The sequence below is a fragment of the Mesorhizobium comanense genome, from assembly GCF_005503535.1.
Taxonomy (GTDB): domain Bacteria; phylum Pseudomonadota; class Alphaproteobacteria; order Rhizobiales; family Rhizobiaceae; genus Mesorhizobium; species Mesorhizobium comanense.
This window is the reverse complement of sequence record NZ_SCNN01000032.1, coordinates 1-14,427: the sequence shown is the minus strand read 5'-3', so window position 1 is coordinate 14,427 and position 14,427 is coordinate 1. Positions and strand designations below refer to the sequence as shown.

Annotated in this window: 19 protein-coding genes and 1 pseudogene; 7 read left to right on the top strand and 13 right to left on the bottom strand. The window is 59.1% G+C overall.

All coding sequences use genetic code 11. The features are described from left to right. Positions 1-40: 40 nt before the first annotated feature. The 4 genes from FFS37_RS32020 to FFS37_RS31995 form a co-directional block, all read right to left on the bottom strand. Positions 41-364, bottom strand: coding sequence for a TFIIB-type zinc ribbon-containing protein (locus FFS37_RS32020; protein WP_137934946.1), 324 nt, complete (start codon positions 362-364; stop codon positions 41-43). Positions 365-650: 286 nt separating this feature from the next. Then, positions 651-1,016 carry a hypothetical protein gene (locus FFS37_RS32015; RefSeq protein ID WP_137934945.1) on the bottom strand — a complete coding sequence of 122 codons (366 nt, stop codon included), beginning with the start codon at positions 1,014-1,016 and terminating at the stop codon, positions 651-653. Between the two features lie 316 nt (positions 1,017-1,332). Continuing rightward, positions 1,333-2,085: a hypothetical protein gene (locus FFS37_RS32010; RefSeq protein WP_137934944.1), complete on the bottom strand. Its 753-nt coding sequence runs from the start codon at positions 2,083-2,085 to the stop codon at positions 1,333-1,335. Positions 2,086-3,382: 1,297 nt separating this feature from the next. Continuing rightward, entirely contained in the window at positions 3,383-3,658 is a 276-nt protein-coding gene (locus FFS37_RS31995; RefSeq protein WP_232375851.1) for a hypothetical protein, read from the bottom strand. Positions 3,659-4,482: 824 nt separating this feature from the next. Between FFS37_RS31995 and FFS37_RS31990 the strand changes: the two genes are divergently transcribed. Beyond that, a complete protein-coding gene (locus FFS37_RS31990) occupies positions 4,483-5,547 on the top strand; it encodes a TadE/TadG family type IV pilus assembly protein (RefSeq protein ID WP_137934942.1) in 1,065 nt (354 codons plus the stop codon). 201 nt (positions 5,548-5,748) lie between these two features. Here FFS37_RS31990 and FFS37_RS31985 read toward each other — a convergent pair whose 3' ends face one another. Both FFS37_RS31985 and FFS37_RS31980 read right to left on the bottom strand, forming a co-directional pair. After that, on the bottom strand, positions 5,749-6,120 hold the full coding sequence (locus tag FFS37_RS31985) for a LexA family protein (protein ID WP_232375857.1): 372 nt from the start codon (positions 6,118-6,120) through the stop codon (positions 5,749-5,751). Further along, positions 6,054-6,440, bottom strand: coding sequence for a helix-turn-helix transcriptional regulator (locus FFS37_RS31980; protein WP_137934940.1), 387 nt, complete (start codon positions 6,438-6,440; stop codon positions 6,054-6,056). Before FFS37_RS31980 ends, FFS37_RS31985 begins: the two co-directional genes overlap by 67 nt. A gap of 653 nt (positions 6,441-7,093) precedes the next feature. Here FFS37_RS31980 and tnpB (FFS37_RS31970) point away from each other — a divergent pair. Next, a pseudogene (gene tnpB / locus FFS37_RS31970) lies at positions 7,094-7,210 on the top strand (IS66 family insertion sequence element accessory protein TnpB); the annotation flags it as partial. An 85-nt stretch (positions 7,211-7,295) separates the two neighbouring features. On the opposite strand, the gene FFS37_RS31965 reads toward tnpB (FFS37_RS31970), so the two are convergent. The 6 genes from FFS37_RS31965 to tnpA all read right to left on the bottom strand — a co-directional run bounded on the left by FFS37_RS31965 (position 7,296) and on the right by tnpA (position 11,064). Further along, entirely contained in the window at positions 7,296-8,303 is a 1,008-nt protein-coding gene (locus tag FFS37_RS31965) for a tyrosine-type recombinase/integrase (RefSeq protein ID WP_137934938.1), read from the bottom strand. Continuing rightward, positions 8,300-8,560, bottom strand: a complete 261-nt coding sequence (locus FFS37_RS36525) for a site-specific integrase (protein ID WP_269750969.1) — start codon at positions 8,558-8,560, stop codon at positions 8,300-8,302. The genes FFS37_RS31965 and FFS37_RS36525 overlap by 4 nt, the downstream gene beginning before the upstream one ends. Next, positions 8,506-9,231, bottom strand: a complete 726-nt coding sequence (locus FFS37_RS36520; protein ID WP_269750965.1) for a site-specific integrase — start codon at positions 9,229-9,231, stop codon at positions 8,506-8,508. The genes FFS37_RS36525 and FFS37_RS36520 overlap by 55 nt, the downstream gene beginning before the upstream one ends. Then, on the bottom strand, positions 9,228-10,466 hold the full coding sequence (locus tag FFS37_RS31955) for a site-specific integrase (RefSeq protein ID WP_137934937.1): 1,239 nt from the start codon (positions 10,464-10,466) through the stop codon (positions 9,228-9,230). Before FFS37_RS31955 ends, FFS37_RS36520 begins: the two co-directional genes overlap by 4 nt. A gap of 98 nt (positions 10,467-10,564) precedes the next feature. After that, complete coding sequence (tnpB, locus tag FFS37_RS31950) at positions 10,565-10,702, bottom strand: IS66 family insertion sequence element accessory protein TnpB (RefSeq protein ID WP_269750968.1); 138 nt, start codon at positions 10,700-10,702, stop codon at positions 10,565-10,567. Between the two features lie 17 nt (positions 10,703-10,719). Then, positions 10,720-11,064 carry an IS66-like element accessory protein TnpA gene (tnpA, locus tag FFS37_RS31945; protein ID WP_137934935.1) on the bottom strand — a complete coding sequence of 115 codons (345 nt, stop codon included), beginning with the start codon at positions 11,062-11,064 and terminating at the stop codon, positions 10,720-10,722. 77 nt (positions 11,065-11,141) lie between these two features. On the opposite strand from tnpA, the gene FFS37_RS31940 reads away from it, so the two are divergent. Beyond that, positions 11,142-11,432, top strand: coding sequence for a class I SAM-dependent methyltransferase (locus tag FFS37_RS31940; protein WP_137934934.1), 291 nt, complete (start codon positions 11,142-11,144; stop codon positions 11,430-11,432). A 154-nt stretch (positions 11,433-11,586) separates the two neighbouring features. Here FFS37_RS31940 and FFS37_RS31935 read toward each other — a convergent pair whose 3' ends face one another. Further along, positions 11,587-12,000, bottom strand: coding sequence for a MerR family transcriptional regulator (locus FFS37_RS31935; protein ID WP_137934933.1), 414 nt, complete (start codon positions 11,998-12,000; stop codon positions 11,587-11,589). Positions 12,001-12,075: 75 nt separating this feature from the next. Between FFS37_RS31935 and FFS37_RS36060 the strand changes: the two genes are divergently transcribed. The 4 genes from FFS37_RS36060 to FFS37_RS36050 form a co-directional block, all read left to right on the top strand. Next, the gene (locus tag FFS37_RS36060) at positions 12,076-12,444 is read left to right on the top strand and encodes a hypothetical protein (protein ID WP_210240504.1); all 369 of its coding nucleotides are present in this window, start codon (positions 12,076-12,078) and stop codon (positions 12,442-12,444) included. Between the two features lie 37 nt (positions 12,445-12,481). Beyond that, positions 12,482-12,913, top strand: coding sequence for a hypothetical protein (locus tag FFS37_RS36055; protein ID WP_210240503.1), 432 nt, complete (start codon positions 12,482-12,484; stop codon positions 12,911-12,913). A 72-nt stretch (positions 12,914-12,985) separates the two neighbouring features. Continuing rightward, complete coding sequence (locus FFS37_RS31925) at positions 12,986-13,420, top strand: universal stress protein (protein WP_137934932.1); 435 nt, start codon at positions 12,986-12,988, stop codon at positions 13,418-13,420. 440 nt (positions 13,421-13,860) lie between these two features. Beyond that, positions 13,861-14,427: lysylphosphatidylglycerol synthase transmembrane domain-containing protein (locus tag FFS37_RS36050; RefSeq protein ID WP_210240502.1), on the top strand; the 567-nt coding region annotated here is incomplete at its 3' end.

The following is a 14,427-nucleotide window of genomic DNA, read 5'->3' as shown; positions in this document are numbered from 1 at the left end:
GTGGCGTGAGCCGTGCCCTGTAGCCATGGAGTCGACCTGGTCAGTCAAAAAGCCGGCCGAGGAACGATCCGTGCCTGCGACTTTGACCATGTCCGCCGCCATGTCCGCCCGAACCATGACCGCTGTCGTAACGATCCTGCGATGAATTAGGCTGCCCAGGCGCCGGCTGTCTCTGGCTCGGTCGGGCTTCTTCGCTAACACTCTTTTCGATGATCTTGTCGAGTTCGCCTCGATCCAGCCAGACGCCCCGGCACTTGGGACAATAATCGATCTCGATGCCTTGGCGGTCGCTCATGACGAGGTCGACCTTGCAGGTAGGGCAAAGAAGTCCATGCCCAGAAGCAATATTTGCGACGTCTACCATTTCTTTCTCCTCAGTTCCTACGGGCAGCAGCAACCCAGTGGGCCGGCTGAACTGACCTTAGGTGGGGTCTCTAGGCACCAGAGGTTCAAGGGGTGATCGCATTTTATTTGCGGGTATGATGGCTTGCCGACCTTGCGGCCGAAACCGCTCCGTTGCCCCTAATTCTGTGGCATCCGACCATGATTATCGGGCTAAACGCGCCCTCAAATAGTTGTTGTGCGAGTTGGCGGCGCGCCTTCTGGCCATTGGAGCAATGACGAATCTGAACTGGATTGTGATGGTCCGGTTAGCCAGATGCCCGGCGCCAGTGGAAATCGACGGTCTTGATGCTCATCTCGCTTTCGACCTTGGCGCCGTAGATCTGGCCGGCAAAGGGCTTGGATTGCACGGCGCCGTCCGGGGCAAACACCTGCATCGGGTCGAAAGGTGGATAGGGGCGATTGGTCGTGTGTGCGCCAAGCACGCCTGCAGCCGCAACGCTCGTTATCCGCCGCTCAACAACCTTCGACAAGACCTCGATGCGCTGCAGCTCACGTTCGCTCGTCAGAACCATTCCCAAGGTGCAATCTCCCGCGCTGTTGCGCAGCGTCTCCTTACTGACCGCAATCCGATGGCGCTCAATCACGATGGCGAGGAGATTGTCAGCGCACAAGCAGGAGCGACATTCCTACTTTGCCAGATTGGAACATTTTAACTTAGCTGCAACACTCGATGTTGCATAAATGGCAGTCTGGAACCGACGTGTAAGAGCCGTAATCAAGCTCAAGTGAATGAAACCATTTTGGCGAAACTGCAAGAACGAGCGACCATAGCCACTCGGCGGGCAGCCGGAGATCGCCGTGACGCATGCGCTTTCCGCGCAATGGAAGGTCACGTCCCTGGAACGCTTTCCCTGTCTCGATGAAGCGATTGAGCTCAGCTATGAGCATTTAACGAGTTCACGGTCTCTCACCCGCAAGTCATTTTCGCTACCGCTTTACGTGATAGGTTCTAACCCCAGGCACATCAGCCAATGTGCCGCGAACATGTGGCGACCACCAAAAAATTCCGGTGCGTCGAACTTTGAAATGCCCTCGCACCAGATGTGCTTCCAGATCTGCATGGGAGTCCCCGGCGCGAGGAAACTCGCGCGAATGACGATCCAGGTGAAGCGTGATAGTTGAATAGTCAAGGAGCGGAAATGATCGCCGCTTGGCGCGTGCTGCGTTGAGTTTGCCTAGATCGCACGGCTCTTGTCTTGTTCCATTACGGGTGTTGATGAGCATAAGAATACCCAAAAACAATCCGGCTTCTGCCATCCCTCCGGACCGTTGTTTGTTGTTAAGCCAACCACTCAGGTATTTGCTCGGCGGCTTCGCTAAGTCTCCATAACGGGATAGATTAAACAATACTCGTTTACGAAGCGAGAACGTTGCATGGACTTCATCTATATCCTGTCCAATAGCACGATCGCGTGGCTGATTGCTGGCGAGGAGCTGCTTTCTTAGCACGTCTACCGGTGCGGCTGGCGTTGGCGAACCGCTTTTAAGACTAGCGCTAATGTCCAACTCAGGCCTCAGATCGATGGCCATGGAAAACGGGCTGAGCTCAGGCTTCGCGTCCTTGCGCTTGTGTTGCCAAAAGAGGGAGACGGTCAGCTCAAGCGGCGTGCTGGGTTGTGATTCGCAAAGCAGACCAATTCGGTGAGGAGCTTCATTGTCCCGATCAAGTGCTCGGGCCAAATCGGCTCCGCAATATTCAAACCACGTGTCCGGATAAGGTAGCCGGCAAAGAGGAAGGCCTCGGACCAAGGAAGATGGCATGGTAGATGAGATGAATGAAGCGGCGAATAGAACCTCTTTGTCTACTCTGAAGCGGGCCGCCCGCGCAATAGTCTCGCCCGCACGCCGGAAAACTTGATCGGTACTAGCGCAGTAGTATCCCTCCGTGCAGATATCGTCAGCCAACATGTCGAAACCGCCCTTAAGCTCAACTCCGTTGGGGGCTCGAGCCCTAGCCTTGATCGTATCTGGCCGTCGACTCACAGGATCTTAGCTATGTCCTGTTCACTCCCGAGTAACCGGCAGCTTTACAATGATCCCTATAGCATGCGGACGCATACTGGCATAGCGTTCAATATTTGCGCTGCGTGCCATTCCGTATTTCGCTGGTAAGTTATCATATCGCGGATGCTTCTGGCGGTCGGTTTTGTGCGCGAGCGATAGTGTTCCCGACACTTCAATTGGCTTGCGTCGGGAGCCGCGTGCCCCGGCGGCAAGCGCCGCCGGGTTCCGTCTCGATACTGGCAAGCCTACATGTGGTTATGTCATCAACGCAGAGTTCGGATGTATGAACAGAGCCATTATTATCCTCTCCGGCAGAGCAAAGTGCCGTGACCAAGAGTGGAACCGGCGCGCGGCATGGACAAGAAGAGAGCCGACAAACTGGTCAAGTTGCTAAATCGTCTAGCTGTCGAGATAGTGGGGCCCCGCAGGTAGGTTCACCCTCATGGACACTCAGAGGTTCAAAATACGGAGAGAGATTGACGGGACGTGGACGATCTTCGACGTGTTCTCAGGACTGCACGTGATCGTTGGAGATGAGCCAACCATTGGGCTTGAATTTGAAGATGCCAATGATCTGGTCGACCTTATGAATTCTCTGGACAGGGAGCGTAGATCGAGATCGATCTTTCACTAAATCGTGAGGCAACGCTGATGCTCTCCATTGGTTCTCCCTTGTCCGCGTAAGGACCAGCAAACCCGGCGTCACGTACAACTGCAACAACGTCGAGGTTCAGCTCGGGAGCTCATGGAGTGGCCCAATCGCGGCCCTCTGTGGCACCGAGCTGTGCAGGTCTGTATTCCTGTTTCGCCGAGGAGATGACGCCTGAGGATTTCCGTAAGGCGTTCGTTGACGCTGCTGAGGAAGGCAAGCTGCTCCCTGATCATTAGGGGGCCACTGAGTACCTGTGCCCCTCGGCTATACCCGGTGGAGAATTGGAGGGGAGCCTGAGGGAAACTGGCTCGTCACTCCATGTCATTGCGTCGCCGGTCGCTTCATGCCCTTTAGCGCCATGCCCACATGGTCCTGTACCCGCTTCCATAGCAGTTCACGGATTTTCACACGGTTCATGGTGACTAAGGCCGATCCGACATAGCGCAGTACCGCGCGATCGGCCATCAGGGCGAAAGACGGCTTGCCTATCTCAAGCTCGACGCCAAGCAGTTCATATTCGTCGACTGCATAGCATTTCGTCTTCAGCCAGTTCGTCGACGGGCCGCTGCGACACGCGTTCCCTGACTTACCCCACATCCGTTCCCGTTATCAGTGGCCCCATTGGTGCGAAGCCGTGCGAAGTTATCGACACTTTTGATGATCGGCGGCATTTCGGCGAGTGCCTCAACGAGTTCGCGTCGATTGAGTGCGATTGGTAATCATCGCTTTTGTGGCCAGCTTTTTGCAGGAATGCCGAAAGACCCGCAGGATTGTCGCCAGCCTTTTGCAGTTCGCTGAGGAGGTCATCGTGTCTCGCGTCCCCATCGAGCGACAGTACGGTGATCTCGCATCGGTCGTGTTCTGCTCGGACTGATTGCCTGCAGGCCGTGGCGTTTTTTACCCAAGTGCCATTGTACAGCGACGCCCCTGGCTTTCAGGTCGCAGGTGCATTGCTCTCGCGTAGGAGTTTGGGTACGCCTCGCGTACCAGCGGCAGAAATAGAGTGGGGCGAGCCTGAGTTTGGGTACAACGTGCGGCCGGGAGAATGGTTGCGGAATCAGAACGCCAAAAGCCCGTCGCCCTGAGGGGTTTCGGAGGGCGACGGGCCGTGTTGCCTGAAAGTGCGGTACTGCAACTACGCCGCGCGATGAGGGTGATCCCTATTGGTAAACGCAGCCCTAACAATCGCCACCAGCAGATCGGTTTTGCCCCACTCTGCGGCTGTATGGGCCGCATCTCGAACCGCGCATCGATGATCGGACATTCCGGAATCTGATCCTGCACAGCCCCGTCAGACATCACGCGTTCCAGGCGTCGCGCAGGCGATACGTAAACCCATTAAACTTTGAACGAACGCATTAGAGCATAATTTGCGACCTGCATGTTAGCCGGGTGAAATATTTCTATGGCGGGGGTCAAAAATGCTGCTGCTTTCAGGCAAGTTTCTCAGTTCGCAGAGTGGTTCCTTCATACCCATAGTCGCCATCGCGATGATCCCGATGGTCACCGCCGTCGGCTTGGCAGTGGACTACACCTCCGGGGTCGCGGACAAAAGCAACATGCAGGACGCGCTGGATGCAGCGACCCTCGGGATCATGACGCTGCCGACAACGACAACCCTGGCGACTCGTCAGCAGTCGCTGCAGGATCAGTTCGTAGCCAACAGCGGACAGGGCACGGTGACGCTCAACAGCTTCGTGGTCGCAGCCGATGGTACCGCCACCGCCAACACGTCAGCCAGTTTTGCCATGCCGACCAATTTCATGCAGATCGCCCACATCAGCACGGTGCAGCTCGGGGTCGCGTCGGTGGTGCGCAAGACGTCGGCGTTGGTGCAGGCCACCTTCAAGGTCGACAAGGCGTCGGGGTGGTGGAACAAGACCATCTATCTCTATGGCACGCCATTTGGCCAGACAACCGCACACAAGCTGATGCAAATCAGCTATACCTACAATGGCTACGGCGATCCCAAGGGCTACGGCACGACTACTGTGTCGACTGTCAGTGGGACAAAGCTGACTCAGGTCCAGCAGCAAGTGTGCTCGACCAGCACGGTGACGAATTTCAAAAACGCGCCGGCCGGGTCGATCCAGCAGACGAGCGGCAACGGCACGAACTACCTGACCACATGCACCACCACGCCCCCGAACGGCAGCGGCGCGGTGATCGACGTCAGTCAGATGAGCGGCCTTTACCTGGAGATGGACGTTCCGTCGGCTTCGCGAAAAGTGCTGAAATCGGACGATCCAGCCACGTCGAACTACCTGTTCATTGGTGCAACCGAGGCCACTGCTGTTGAAATGCCGCTCGGCCAGCCCATCGACATCTTCACCGCGGTGCCTTGCGGCCAGACGAGCACGCAGGCTTGGGAAGATGGCGGCTCGCTCCCCTTGCCGGAACCTATCACCGGTGCCGACTTCTTCTACACCGTGACGGGCAAATGCGCCTTCAACCAGCGGCCCTCGCAAACTGTGCTCATGCAATAGAGCGCCATTGTATGATCAGCGGCAACGCCGCAAAGAGCAGGCCAGCCATTAAAACATCGCGCTGGCAGCTGGCGGGCGGTGTTGTCATTTTGCAGCCTGCGACCTCATCGTCACCCGGTTCTGCGGCGACTAGCGGCGGCGCGCGGCGACCGCTGCGTGAACGACGTGTCTGCGCTTGGGCTTCGGTGAGCAGCCACTGATCTACTCGAACAAAGCCAGGGTGCAGGATAGACTTACATATCCGACAATTCGAATTTCCTCGCCTCCAACGACACCGTTCCGCCGGGCGGATAAGCCCTCGTGATGCGCGTTTGTCGACTCGGGGATCAGCGCAACGCCGCCTTTCTCTTCCCGATAGCGCTTGATGGTCCGCTCGCGCTCCCGGCCTCCGGACCGAAGGCGCTCCACCACGACGATGTCCCCAGACTCGATCGGCCGATAGTATTTCTCGAAATCCCAATAGTCGACGCCGAGCACCCACATCCCGTTGTGGATGCCGGCTTTGTTCATCGAATCATCCAGGACAAGCCAGACGAATTGCTTTGCTCGCCGATAACGAGGGTCCCGTGCGATGGCGACGCAATGCTGCCCATGGCTGGAACGCAGCCTACCTCTACGAAGACACCCGCCTGCGCAGGTCCGGCGAAAGGCACGTAATGGGAGCGAGCGTCGTCCGGCTGGACTGCGCCGATATCGTCTTCGTCCAGCGTAAACAGATGTGACAGAGGGACACCCAGCCTGTCGGCGATTTGCTGATAACGGTCCTTGTCCCTGGGGCCCGCCTTGCCCATGGCCAATCTGTTCAAATTGGTCGTGTGAATGCCGATATGTTTAGCAAAATCCTTTTGGAGGATGCCCTGCGCCTTCAGGATCTTTGCGATATTGTTTTTCATATCAATATCCTAGCGATCGGCACCAAAAGTCTCCAATCAATGTTGCGCTGAGGATCAAGCCTTCGACGCGCCGCAGAAAACGCACATTTTGACGGCGCCGAACGGCGGCAGGATCAAGCGCGGGCTTGACGTTCCTCTGTAAGCGATGTTCCGACGGCACCTTTCGGAGGTCGGCGTGAAGGACGATGTTCGGAGCCTTTGAGGGCTTCGACATATGACGATTTCAGAGCTTACGCTTAAGTCGAACGACTTGGAGCCGGTGCGCCGGTTCGAGGTGTTCACGGGCTCCGGCCGGCGACGCGAATGGCCTCCAGAGGAGAAGGCGCGGATCGTTGCGGAGAGCTACGTGGCTGGCGATTTTGTGCTGTCGCTCGCCGATATGCGCTTTCCCCGCAGCAACTGTTTGCCTGGCGCCGGGCTGCGCGTCAGTCCTCGGCGGAGGCGACGGCATCAGAATCCCTGTTCGTTCCTGCGGTGGTTGGAGCGTCCTTGCCGGAACCGGTGGCGCAGCGCCCAGGACGACCACGGAAGCAGAAGGCGGTCCGCGACGCTGGCGTGATCGAGCTCGAGATCGACGGTGTCGCCATGCGCGTTGGCCGTGGCGCCGATACCAAGACGGTGGCTGCTGTAATCCGCGCGCTTAAGGCAACGACGTGATCGGGCCGACGGGTGCGGTCAAGGTTATGGTGGCGACAAAGCCGGTGGACTTCCGCAAGGGCGCGGAGGGGCTGGCCGCGCTGGTGCGCGAGACGATGGGCGCCGATCCGTTCTTATGTGTCGGTCGTAAATATGTGGCGGCGCTGTCCCGAAGCGGTTAATTCCGCGGTGATCGCGAGCTTTGCCGCCACATAATATTCAGATGCGCTCCAGCAATTGCAACACTGCATCCTTGGGTTTGAAGCGGGCGGCGTGCTTGCCGGAAACGCCCGCCTTGTCCAATCCTCGCCGCATCATCTCGACGTCCGCAGTGGCGTAGCGATGCGTGGTGGCAACTTGCGAATGCCCCAGCCAGGCTTGGATGGTCAGAAGGTCCACCCCGGACTGCAGTAGCGTCATCGCGAGCGAGTGTCGAAGAACATGAGGCGAGATGGATTTGCGCGCCAGTTCCGGCCGCGTCAACGTGGCTATGGCGACGGCCCGCCGCACGATGTGCGTCGCACCGAAACGCGTGAGACGCATCTCATGGGTACCGACGAAGAGCGGACGCGCTTCCTGGTGGTTGACTCCACGCTCGGTCATCAACGCCCTCAACGCTTTGACGAGGTCGTCCGGGATCGGCACGACCCGTTCCTTGCGGCCCTTGCCGCGCAGGAGCACCTGTGGTCGCGGGCGATCCAGTTGAAGATCGCACGCATTGGCGCCGAGTGCCTCCGAAACGCGAGCGCCGGTGCGCGCCAGGAAAAGCAACAGCACCCGGTCACGCCGGCCGCGCGGCGTTTGCTGATCCGGCGCATCGATAAGAGCATCAACTTCTCGTCGCGAGAGGTGATGCATCATCTCAATGTGCGATCTCTTAACCGGGATAGCGAGGATGCGTTGGGCGATGCCCAATGATGCGGGATCGTTCGCCGCCACGTGATGGAAGAACGACCGGATCGCTGTCAGGCGCGCATTGCGTGTCTGGATCGTGTTCTTCCGCTTCTCTTCAAGCTCATCCAGAAAAGCGAGAATAAGGTCCCGATCGAAATCCTCGATGGCCAATGCGTACGGCTTGCGCCCGGTGCGTTCGGCGGCGAAGAGCACCAACATACGCAAGGCGTCGCGGTAGCTGGCGATGGTTGAGGGACTTGCGTTCCTTTGCTTGGTCAGCCGGTTGCGGAAGAACGACTCCAGCAGCGGCGCGAGCGAGAGATGTACGCTCATGAGGCGCCTCCATGGGCCAACGCGCGGTCGGCCGCCATGCCAAGCAAATCCGCCGTGCCAGTCACATAGTAGGCAGTATCGGTGTAGTGGGCGTGGCCAAGATAGGTCGCCAACAAGGGCAGCAGCGCCTGCACGTCGGCGTTCTCTCGATGCCATGCGGCGAGCCGTGTGACGGCGAAACGATGCCGCAGATCATGCGGTCTTAAGGCCTTGTCACAGGTGAGACCGGCCAGCTTGCAGGCTGCGCCGAAAGCCAGAGCGAGCCCTGTCTTCGACAGCCGGTTGCCGCGCGAGCTGAGAAAAACGCGGAATCCTTTGGCGTCGGAAATGCCATATCACGAAGCCGTGCGTACTGGCGCAGTGCTGCCAGTGTCGTGACATGAACTGGGATCAGGCGATCCTTGCGAAACTTGGTCTGTCTGATGTGAAGAACTCCGCTGACGAGGTCGACGTCGGCGCGATCGAGGCGGAGCCCTTCGCCGGAACGTAAGCCGGTGCTCGCCAGCAATCCGACTAGCATTGTCAACACCACGCTCCGCTCGGGATACTGCGGCGAAATACGCCTGCACGCCAACATGAGCGATACAAGTTCCTCATCGCTCAAGATACGCGGTGGCGGAATGGCGCGGGATCTGGGAAACGCGCGAGGATCGAGCGCTTCAGTCCTGGCGTCGTAGACGGCGAGATACTCGCAAAAACGGCGGAGCACTCCATGACGAATGGCCCGACCGTTGGCTGCGCCCTCAATCGACAGGACGAAGTTAAGCGCCATGCCTTGGGTGAGCGGGCCGTCCAGGTGCTCGGTCTCCACAAACCGCGCCAAAGCACGCAATGTGGCGGCCTGCTTCTTGAACGAGTAGCCGAGCGAGCGACGAAGCTCGATGTAGCTCTCGACCTTCTCGGCCAGTATCTTGGCGAAGGCGCTCATGACGCGCCTCCCGGAAATGGCAGAGCAACGTCGGATAGCTGCGGCAGCGCCACCTTCACGTAGATGGCGGTTGTGTCGATGCTGCGATGGCCCAGCAGGTCGGCGACCTCGTTGATCGGGCGCCGTTGCTTGACGAGCTGCGTCGCCAGGCTATGGCGCAACAGATGGGCGCCGGCGACGCCGGAGAGCTCAATCCCGCATCGTTCCAATCGGGAACGGACGATCCTCGAAATAGAGGCGGGGCACTTGAACGGCCTCACTGGCGGAACGTAGGACAGAAAAACCCGCTGACTGTCGATCTTCGGCCTGGCATGCAGCACATAATCGGCAAGCGCCGCGCCTGCTTCGTGCAGGAGCGGCACGACCCGATCGCGCTTCCCCTTGGTCCGCCGCACAAGTACTTCGGCGGTGCGCCAGCGGATATCCTGGAGTTCGAGCATCCGTATCTCTTTGTTGCGCAGACCGGTTGTGGCGAGCATGAGCAGAAGCGCGCGGTCCCGCACGCCTGAAGGCATGGTCACGTCGATCGCGTCGATGGTGCGCTGAATGTCTTCCCATGGAAGCCGCGGTGGCAGGTGCGCCAGCCGCCAGCAAGGGGTTCGAGGAACAAACCGGGCAAGATCCCGGTCGTTGAGGCCGGCCCATCGCATGAAGCGCAGAAATGTGCGGGCATACGAGGTTGTCGAGGACCGGGTGTAATCGTTAGTCGACAGCGACAGGAGGTGTTGCACGAGGCCGAGCACGTGCTCGCCCGTCAACGCGGCAAGAGGCTGGTCAGGCAGGTGGTCGTTGAGCCAAGTGAGGATCCGGCGTGCGCTCGTTAGAAGCCCCTCGCAGGTCTTCGGCTCCAGGCCACGCACGTGGCGCAGATGATCCAGGTAGGCGGCAAGCAGCGGGCCATCAGGAATCGGAGTTGTGTGGCGACGCGGAGTTGAAAACCGTTCTGGCGCGACCCGGCGTGCGTGCTCGATCGCCGTTCGCGCCGCTATACGTGGTGTTGCTGTCCGGAGGCTGTGCACGAAGCGATCGATTATATCCTGTTCGATCGTCGCCGTTCTGGCATTGCGGGCCGCGAAATCGCTGAATCTGGCAAGCCGACTGATATAGGCCTTGGCCGAGGTGTGCTTGTAACCAATCTGGGAGAAATGCGCCGCAATGCGGTCCATCTCTTCACCAAGCACCCCGCTGCGAAGACGTCTGAGCACACTCGGATATTTGAAATAAAGCTCCAACATTACACTCTCTCCATCACGGGCTTGCCAGGGAAATCCTGAGCCCGAAGGAGAAAGTGATGAGATATTATGTGGCGGCAAAGCTCGCGATCACCGCGGAATTAACCGCTTCGCGACAGCGCCGCCACATATTTACGACCGACACATAATTGGGGATCGCGCTTCAGGTGCTGCTGCACCAGCAAAGCCAGGCCCTGCATGCCCTTCCTCATATCGGTGTGGCCCATCGACAGCCACACCCGCGCGCCCGACGGGATCACCGCAGTGCCTTTACCACTGCCGTAACCAGCGTGGGCGTCGCTCCCGCGAAGATGCTCACCCGGCCGCGCTTTACCAGCTCCACGACAATAGCCGGCCGGTGCTCCAGTGGATGGCCGACGTCTTCATCGACAACCACCGCCTCTGTAAGGCACGGGTCCGGGACGTGTTCGCACAGCTTGCGACGCCAAGTGTAGATCAGCGCCGTCGAAACGTCATGCCGCTGCGCCACCTGCGTCACACAGGCTCCGGGCGAAAACGCCTCCTCCAAAATCTGGCGCCGTTCCTCCTCGTTCCACCGCCGCCGACGTTCGGGGCCTGTGAGCAACGTGATCTGACCCATCAACTGCTCCTAAGTGTGCTCATAAGAGCACGCTTAAGACCACTCGTTCATCACCCGAACAAGGCGCGACACGCCGGATGGATACCGCATTCTTATCCCAGGTGAAACCGAGCCCGGTTGACACTATCCTGGATGTGGGCTGCGGCACTGGCTCGCTTCTCGTGCGTCTTGGGCAAACGGAGCCATTGGCGATGCTTATTGGCATTGATCCCGACCCGGCGGTGCTGGCCCGTGCACGAATACGACTCGCCGCCGGTGGCTTCCGGGCGGACGTCCGCAACGGGTTCGCGCGGCAAACGGCGGAATTGCTGGATGGGCGACGCCCGACAGAAATCGTGTCCAGCTTAATGTTCATCAAGTGCCGATAGACGAGAAGGTCGCCGCACTTGCCTCTATCTACGCCACCTTGGGAACCGGTGGCGAACTCCACACGGCCAGTGGCTCGATCTCGCTCTACCGGGCGGTCCGTCCGTGCTGAAACGTGGGGCCTCTGTTAAAGTAGCGTCTTGAGCGCCGCGACAGTCAATGGTCGACCGTCTGTCCGGGGGCCTCGGCGAGAACTTCGATGATTCGGCAGGTCGCAACCTCTCCGTTGTCGCACTCGTTGATCATCCGTGTGAGCTCGGTCCGGAGCCCGGCCAGGCGACGAATCCGACTCTCGACGGCCGCAAGCTGATCGGCAGCGATCCGGCTCACCTCTTCGCAGGACGCTTCTGGCACCTCCTGCAGAGCGAGCATCGCCTTGATCGCCGCGGTGTCGAAACCGAGGTCCCTCGCATGGCGAATAAAGGTCAGTCGGCGCACGTCCTCTGCTCCGTAAAGTCGCCGCCCACTGTCTGTACGGCCCGGCGGAGGTATTAGCCTAATCCGCTCGTAGTAGCGGATCGTCTCGATATTGACGCCTGTGCGTCGGGATAAGGCTCCGATCGCGATCATCGGGGGTTGCTCCTGTAGTGGCTACAGGATGTACGTGTAGCAGGTGGCTGAAGGTGTGTGAACCTGGGAACGATCATGCCCGAGCATCTGATAGGCCCGATCTGGGACGCCTGGCGCACACGAAGGAAGGGCGTCAGCGCAATCGCGCAACGACAGCGCGCCCGTCTCGCCGACATGGTCACCCACGCCCGCGCCAACTTACCGTACTACCGTGAGCTGTATCGTGATCTGCCGGATCTGGTCGAACGCGCCGAGGAGCTTCCTGTTACCGACAAGAAGACGTTAATGGCTTGCTTCGATGACTGGTGTGTCGATCGACAGATAACTCTGGAACGGGCGCAAGCGTTCGCAGACGACGCTTATCGGCGAGCGCTTCCTCGACAAATACACCCTGCTGACGACATCGGGCACGACGGGGACGCGTGGCGTTTTCGTGGTCGATGACCGGAGCATGGCCGTCACTAGCGCGATGGCGCTTCGGATGCTGACCGCCTGGCTCGGTGCGGGGGATTTCATTCGAATCGTGGCCTGCCGAGGGCGCATGGCGATGGTCATGGTAACCGGTGGCCACTTCGCCTCCGCGGTGGCCGCAGCGCGCCTGAAGAAGAGCCGAGGGCGACGGCTCGACGTTTCGTCGGTTCACATGCCCTTGTCAGAGGTTGTGGATAGACTCAACCAGTTCCGGCAAGTGCTCCTCGCGCCCTACGCAAACATTGCAGCGCTGCTTGCGAGCGAACAGGAGAGCCGCCGTTTGCACATCAATCCGGTGTTACTGGCGCTTTCCGGCGAAGGGGTGCCGGAAGGCGAGTACGATCGAATGCCCAAGCATTCAAGGCAAAGGTCGGTCCCAGCTACGCCGCTTTGGGTATCGAGCCACAGCTCGCTGAACACTGTCCCGGTCAGATTGTCGTAGCGCGTGCCGAGGAGCCTCCACGGCAGTCCAAGGGCGGCAAATTTCGGCAAGTGATCCCACTGAGGTGATGCCATGTACAAGCATATTTTAGTCCCGACCGATGGCTCGGACCTAGCACAAGCCACCGTTGCTAAAGCTGTTGAGATTGCCAAAGAAATCGGCGCGCTGATCACGGTGGTCACCGTCTCTCAGCCCTTTCACGCCTCGATCGTCGAGCCGATGCGTGTAAAGGACACTCTGGACACCTATGATAGGCATGCCGAGGTCACAGCAGCTGCGGTCCTCGGCTGGGCGAGCACCGCCGCCAGAGCAGTTGGCGTAAATTGTAGCACTGTCCATGTGCGTCACGAATCAGTTCACGTGGCGGTCATTGAAGTCGCGAAACAGAAAGGCTGCGATCTAATTATCATGGCCTTGAACCGGCATCGTGGCATATCAGCAGTTCTGCATGAGAGCGAAACAGTGCTGGTCCTCAAACACTGCACGATCTCGACGCTCATTGTTTAGTCCTTTTGGCAAGAAGCGGTTGGTTGGCGCAGCCACATACAAGTTGCCTTGTCGGCGTCTTCGCACAAAATCATGCAACAAGCCGACAAGGCGGTGGGGGTACTTGCATAGTGTTTATAGCAGCCCTGAATGCGCATTGCCAGATTTTGCACTCGTATGGCGCGGCGGCTCTGCCCTTCCTCGTGGTCTGCCCCTTTGAAATATTCGTCCATTTGGCTGTGCGCTCAAAAGCCGTCGCTCAAGCTGACCCAGTGCCATCTACTCGCTCTCGATTCCTTAGCGGCTCTATAGAACCGCGTTGCGGTCACAGAGCCGACACAGAAGCGGCGTTTATCCGGCGTCGCATGGTTCGTTAGATTCCGCTCATGCTGCCATGAAATAGCCATGGAGAGCGCCGTAGCACATTTCAACTTCGATAAAGATCAGGGACTCTACTGCATATGCCGCCGAAGCCTGAGCTGACTGATCCGGACAATCCGGATCCCAAGGCCGATACGCTGACTGGGCGCGAAGCGCGCCAGCAGATGTTTGGCTTCTGGAGCCGCTATCAGCATTTTGCTGTGCCCGTCGCGGGCGTGATCATCACAGCCATCACCGTGGTGGTGCTGCAGCGATTCCTGGTCGAGCTCTCTGTAGAACACGTGCTGGAATCGGCGAGAAATATTCCCGGCAAGCACCTCTTGATCGCACTTGCGCTGACAGCCGTGAGTTTTGCCTCCGTCGCTTTCTATGATGTCGTGGCCGTGGAGACGATCGCACCCGGGCGTATCCCCAAGCTCCTGTCGGCATCGGTCGGCGCCGCCGGCTATGCCATCTCCAATGCGCTCGGCTTTTCGCTGCTGACCGGCGGAATGCTGCGCTATCGCATCTATGCTGGCGAAGGCATTGCCTTGTCCGATATCGGCCGGATCATCGGCACGTCATGGCTGGCGATCTGGTTCGCATTCGCGGTGATGATCGCCCTTGGTCTGATGCTTGACCCTGCCCGCACGCCGTTTGTCGACCAG

Coding starts and splice junctions, on each gene's coding strand:
- FFS37_RS32020 (WP_137934946.1), bottom strand. CDS start 364: ATGGTAGACGTCGCAAATATTGCTTCTGGGCATGGACTTCTTTGCCCT.
- FFS37_RS31995 (WP_232375851.1), bottom strand. CDS start 3,658: ATGTGGGGTAAGTCAGGGAACGCGTGTCGCAGCGGCCCGTCGACGAAC.
- FFS37_RS31990 (WP_137934942.1), top strand. CDS start 4,483: ATGCTGCTGCTTTCAGGCAAGTTTCTCAGTTCGCAGAGTGGTTCCTTC.
- FFS37_RS31980 (WP_137934940.1), bottom strand. CDS start 6,440: ATGAAAAACAATATCGCAAAGATCCTGAAGGCGCAGGGCATCCTCCAA.
- FFS37_RS31965 (WP_137934938.1), bottom strand. CDS start 8,303: ATGAGCGTACATCTCTCGCTCGCGCCGCTGCTGGAGTCGTTCTTCCGC.
- FFS37_RS36520 (WP_269750965.1), bottom strand. CDS start 9,231: ATGAGCGCCTTCGCCAAGATACTGGCCGAGAAGGTCGAGAGCTACATC.
- FFS37_RS31955 (WP_137934937.1), bottom strand. CDS start 10,466: ATGTTGGAGCTTTATTTCAAATATCCGAGTGTGCTCAGACGTCTTCGC.
- tnpA (WP_137934935.1), bottom strand. CDS start 11,064: ATGGGTCAGATCACGTTGCTCACAGGCCCCGAACGTCGGCGGCGGTGG.
- FFS37_RS31940 (WP_137934934.1), top strand. CDS start 11,142: ATGGATACCGCATTCTTATCCCAGGTGAAACCGAGCCCGGTTGACACT.
- FFS37_RS31935 (WP_137934933.1), bottom strand. CDS start 12,000: ATGATCGCGATCGGAGCCTTATCCCGACGCACAGGCGTCAATATCGAG.
- FFS37_RS36060 (WP_210240504.1), top strand. CDS start 12,076: ATGCCCGAGCATCTGATAGGCCCGATCTGGGACGCCTGGCGCACACGA.
- FFS37_RS36055 (WP_210240503.1), top strand. CDS start 12,482: ATGCTGACCGCCTGGCTCGGTGCGGGGGATTTCATTCGAATCGTGGCC.
- FFS37_RS31925 (WP_137934932.1), top strand. CDS start 12,986: ATGTACAAGCATATTTTAGTCCCGACCGATGGCTCGGACCTAGCACAA.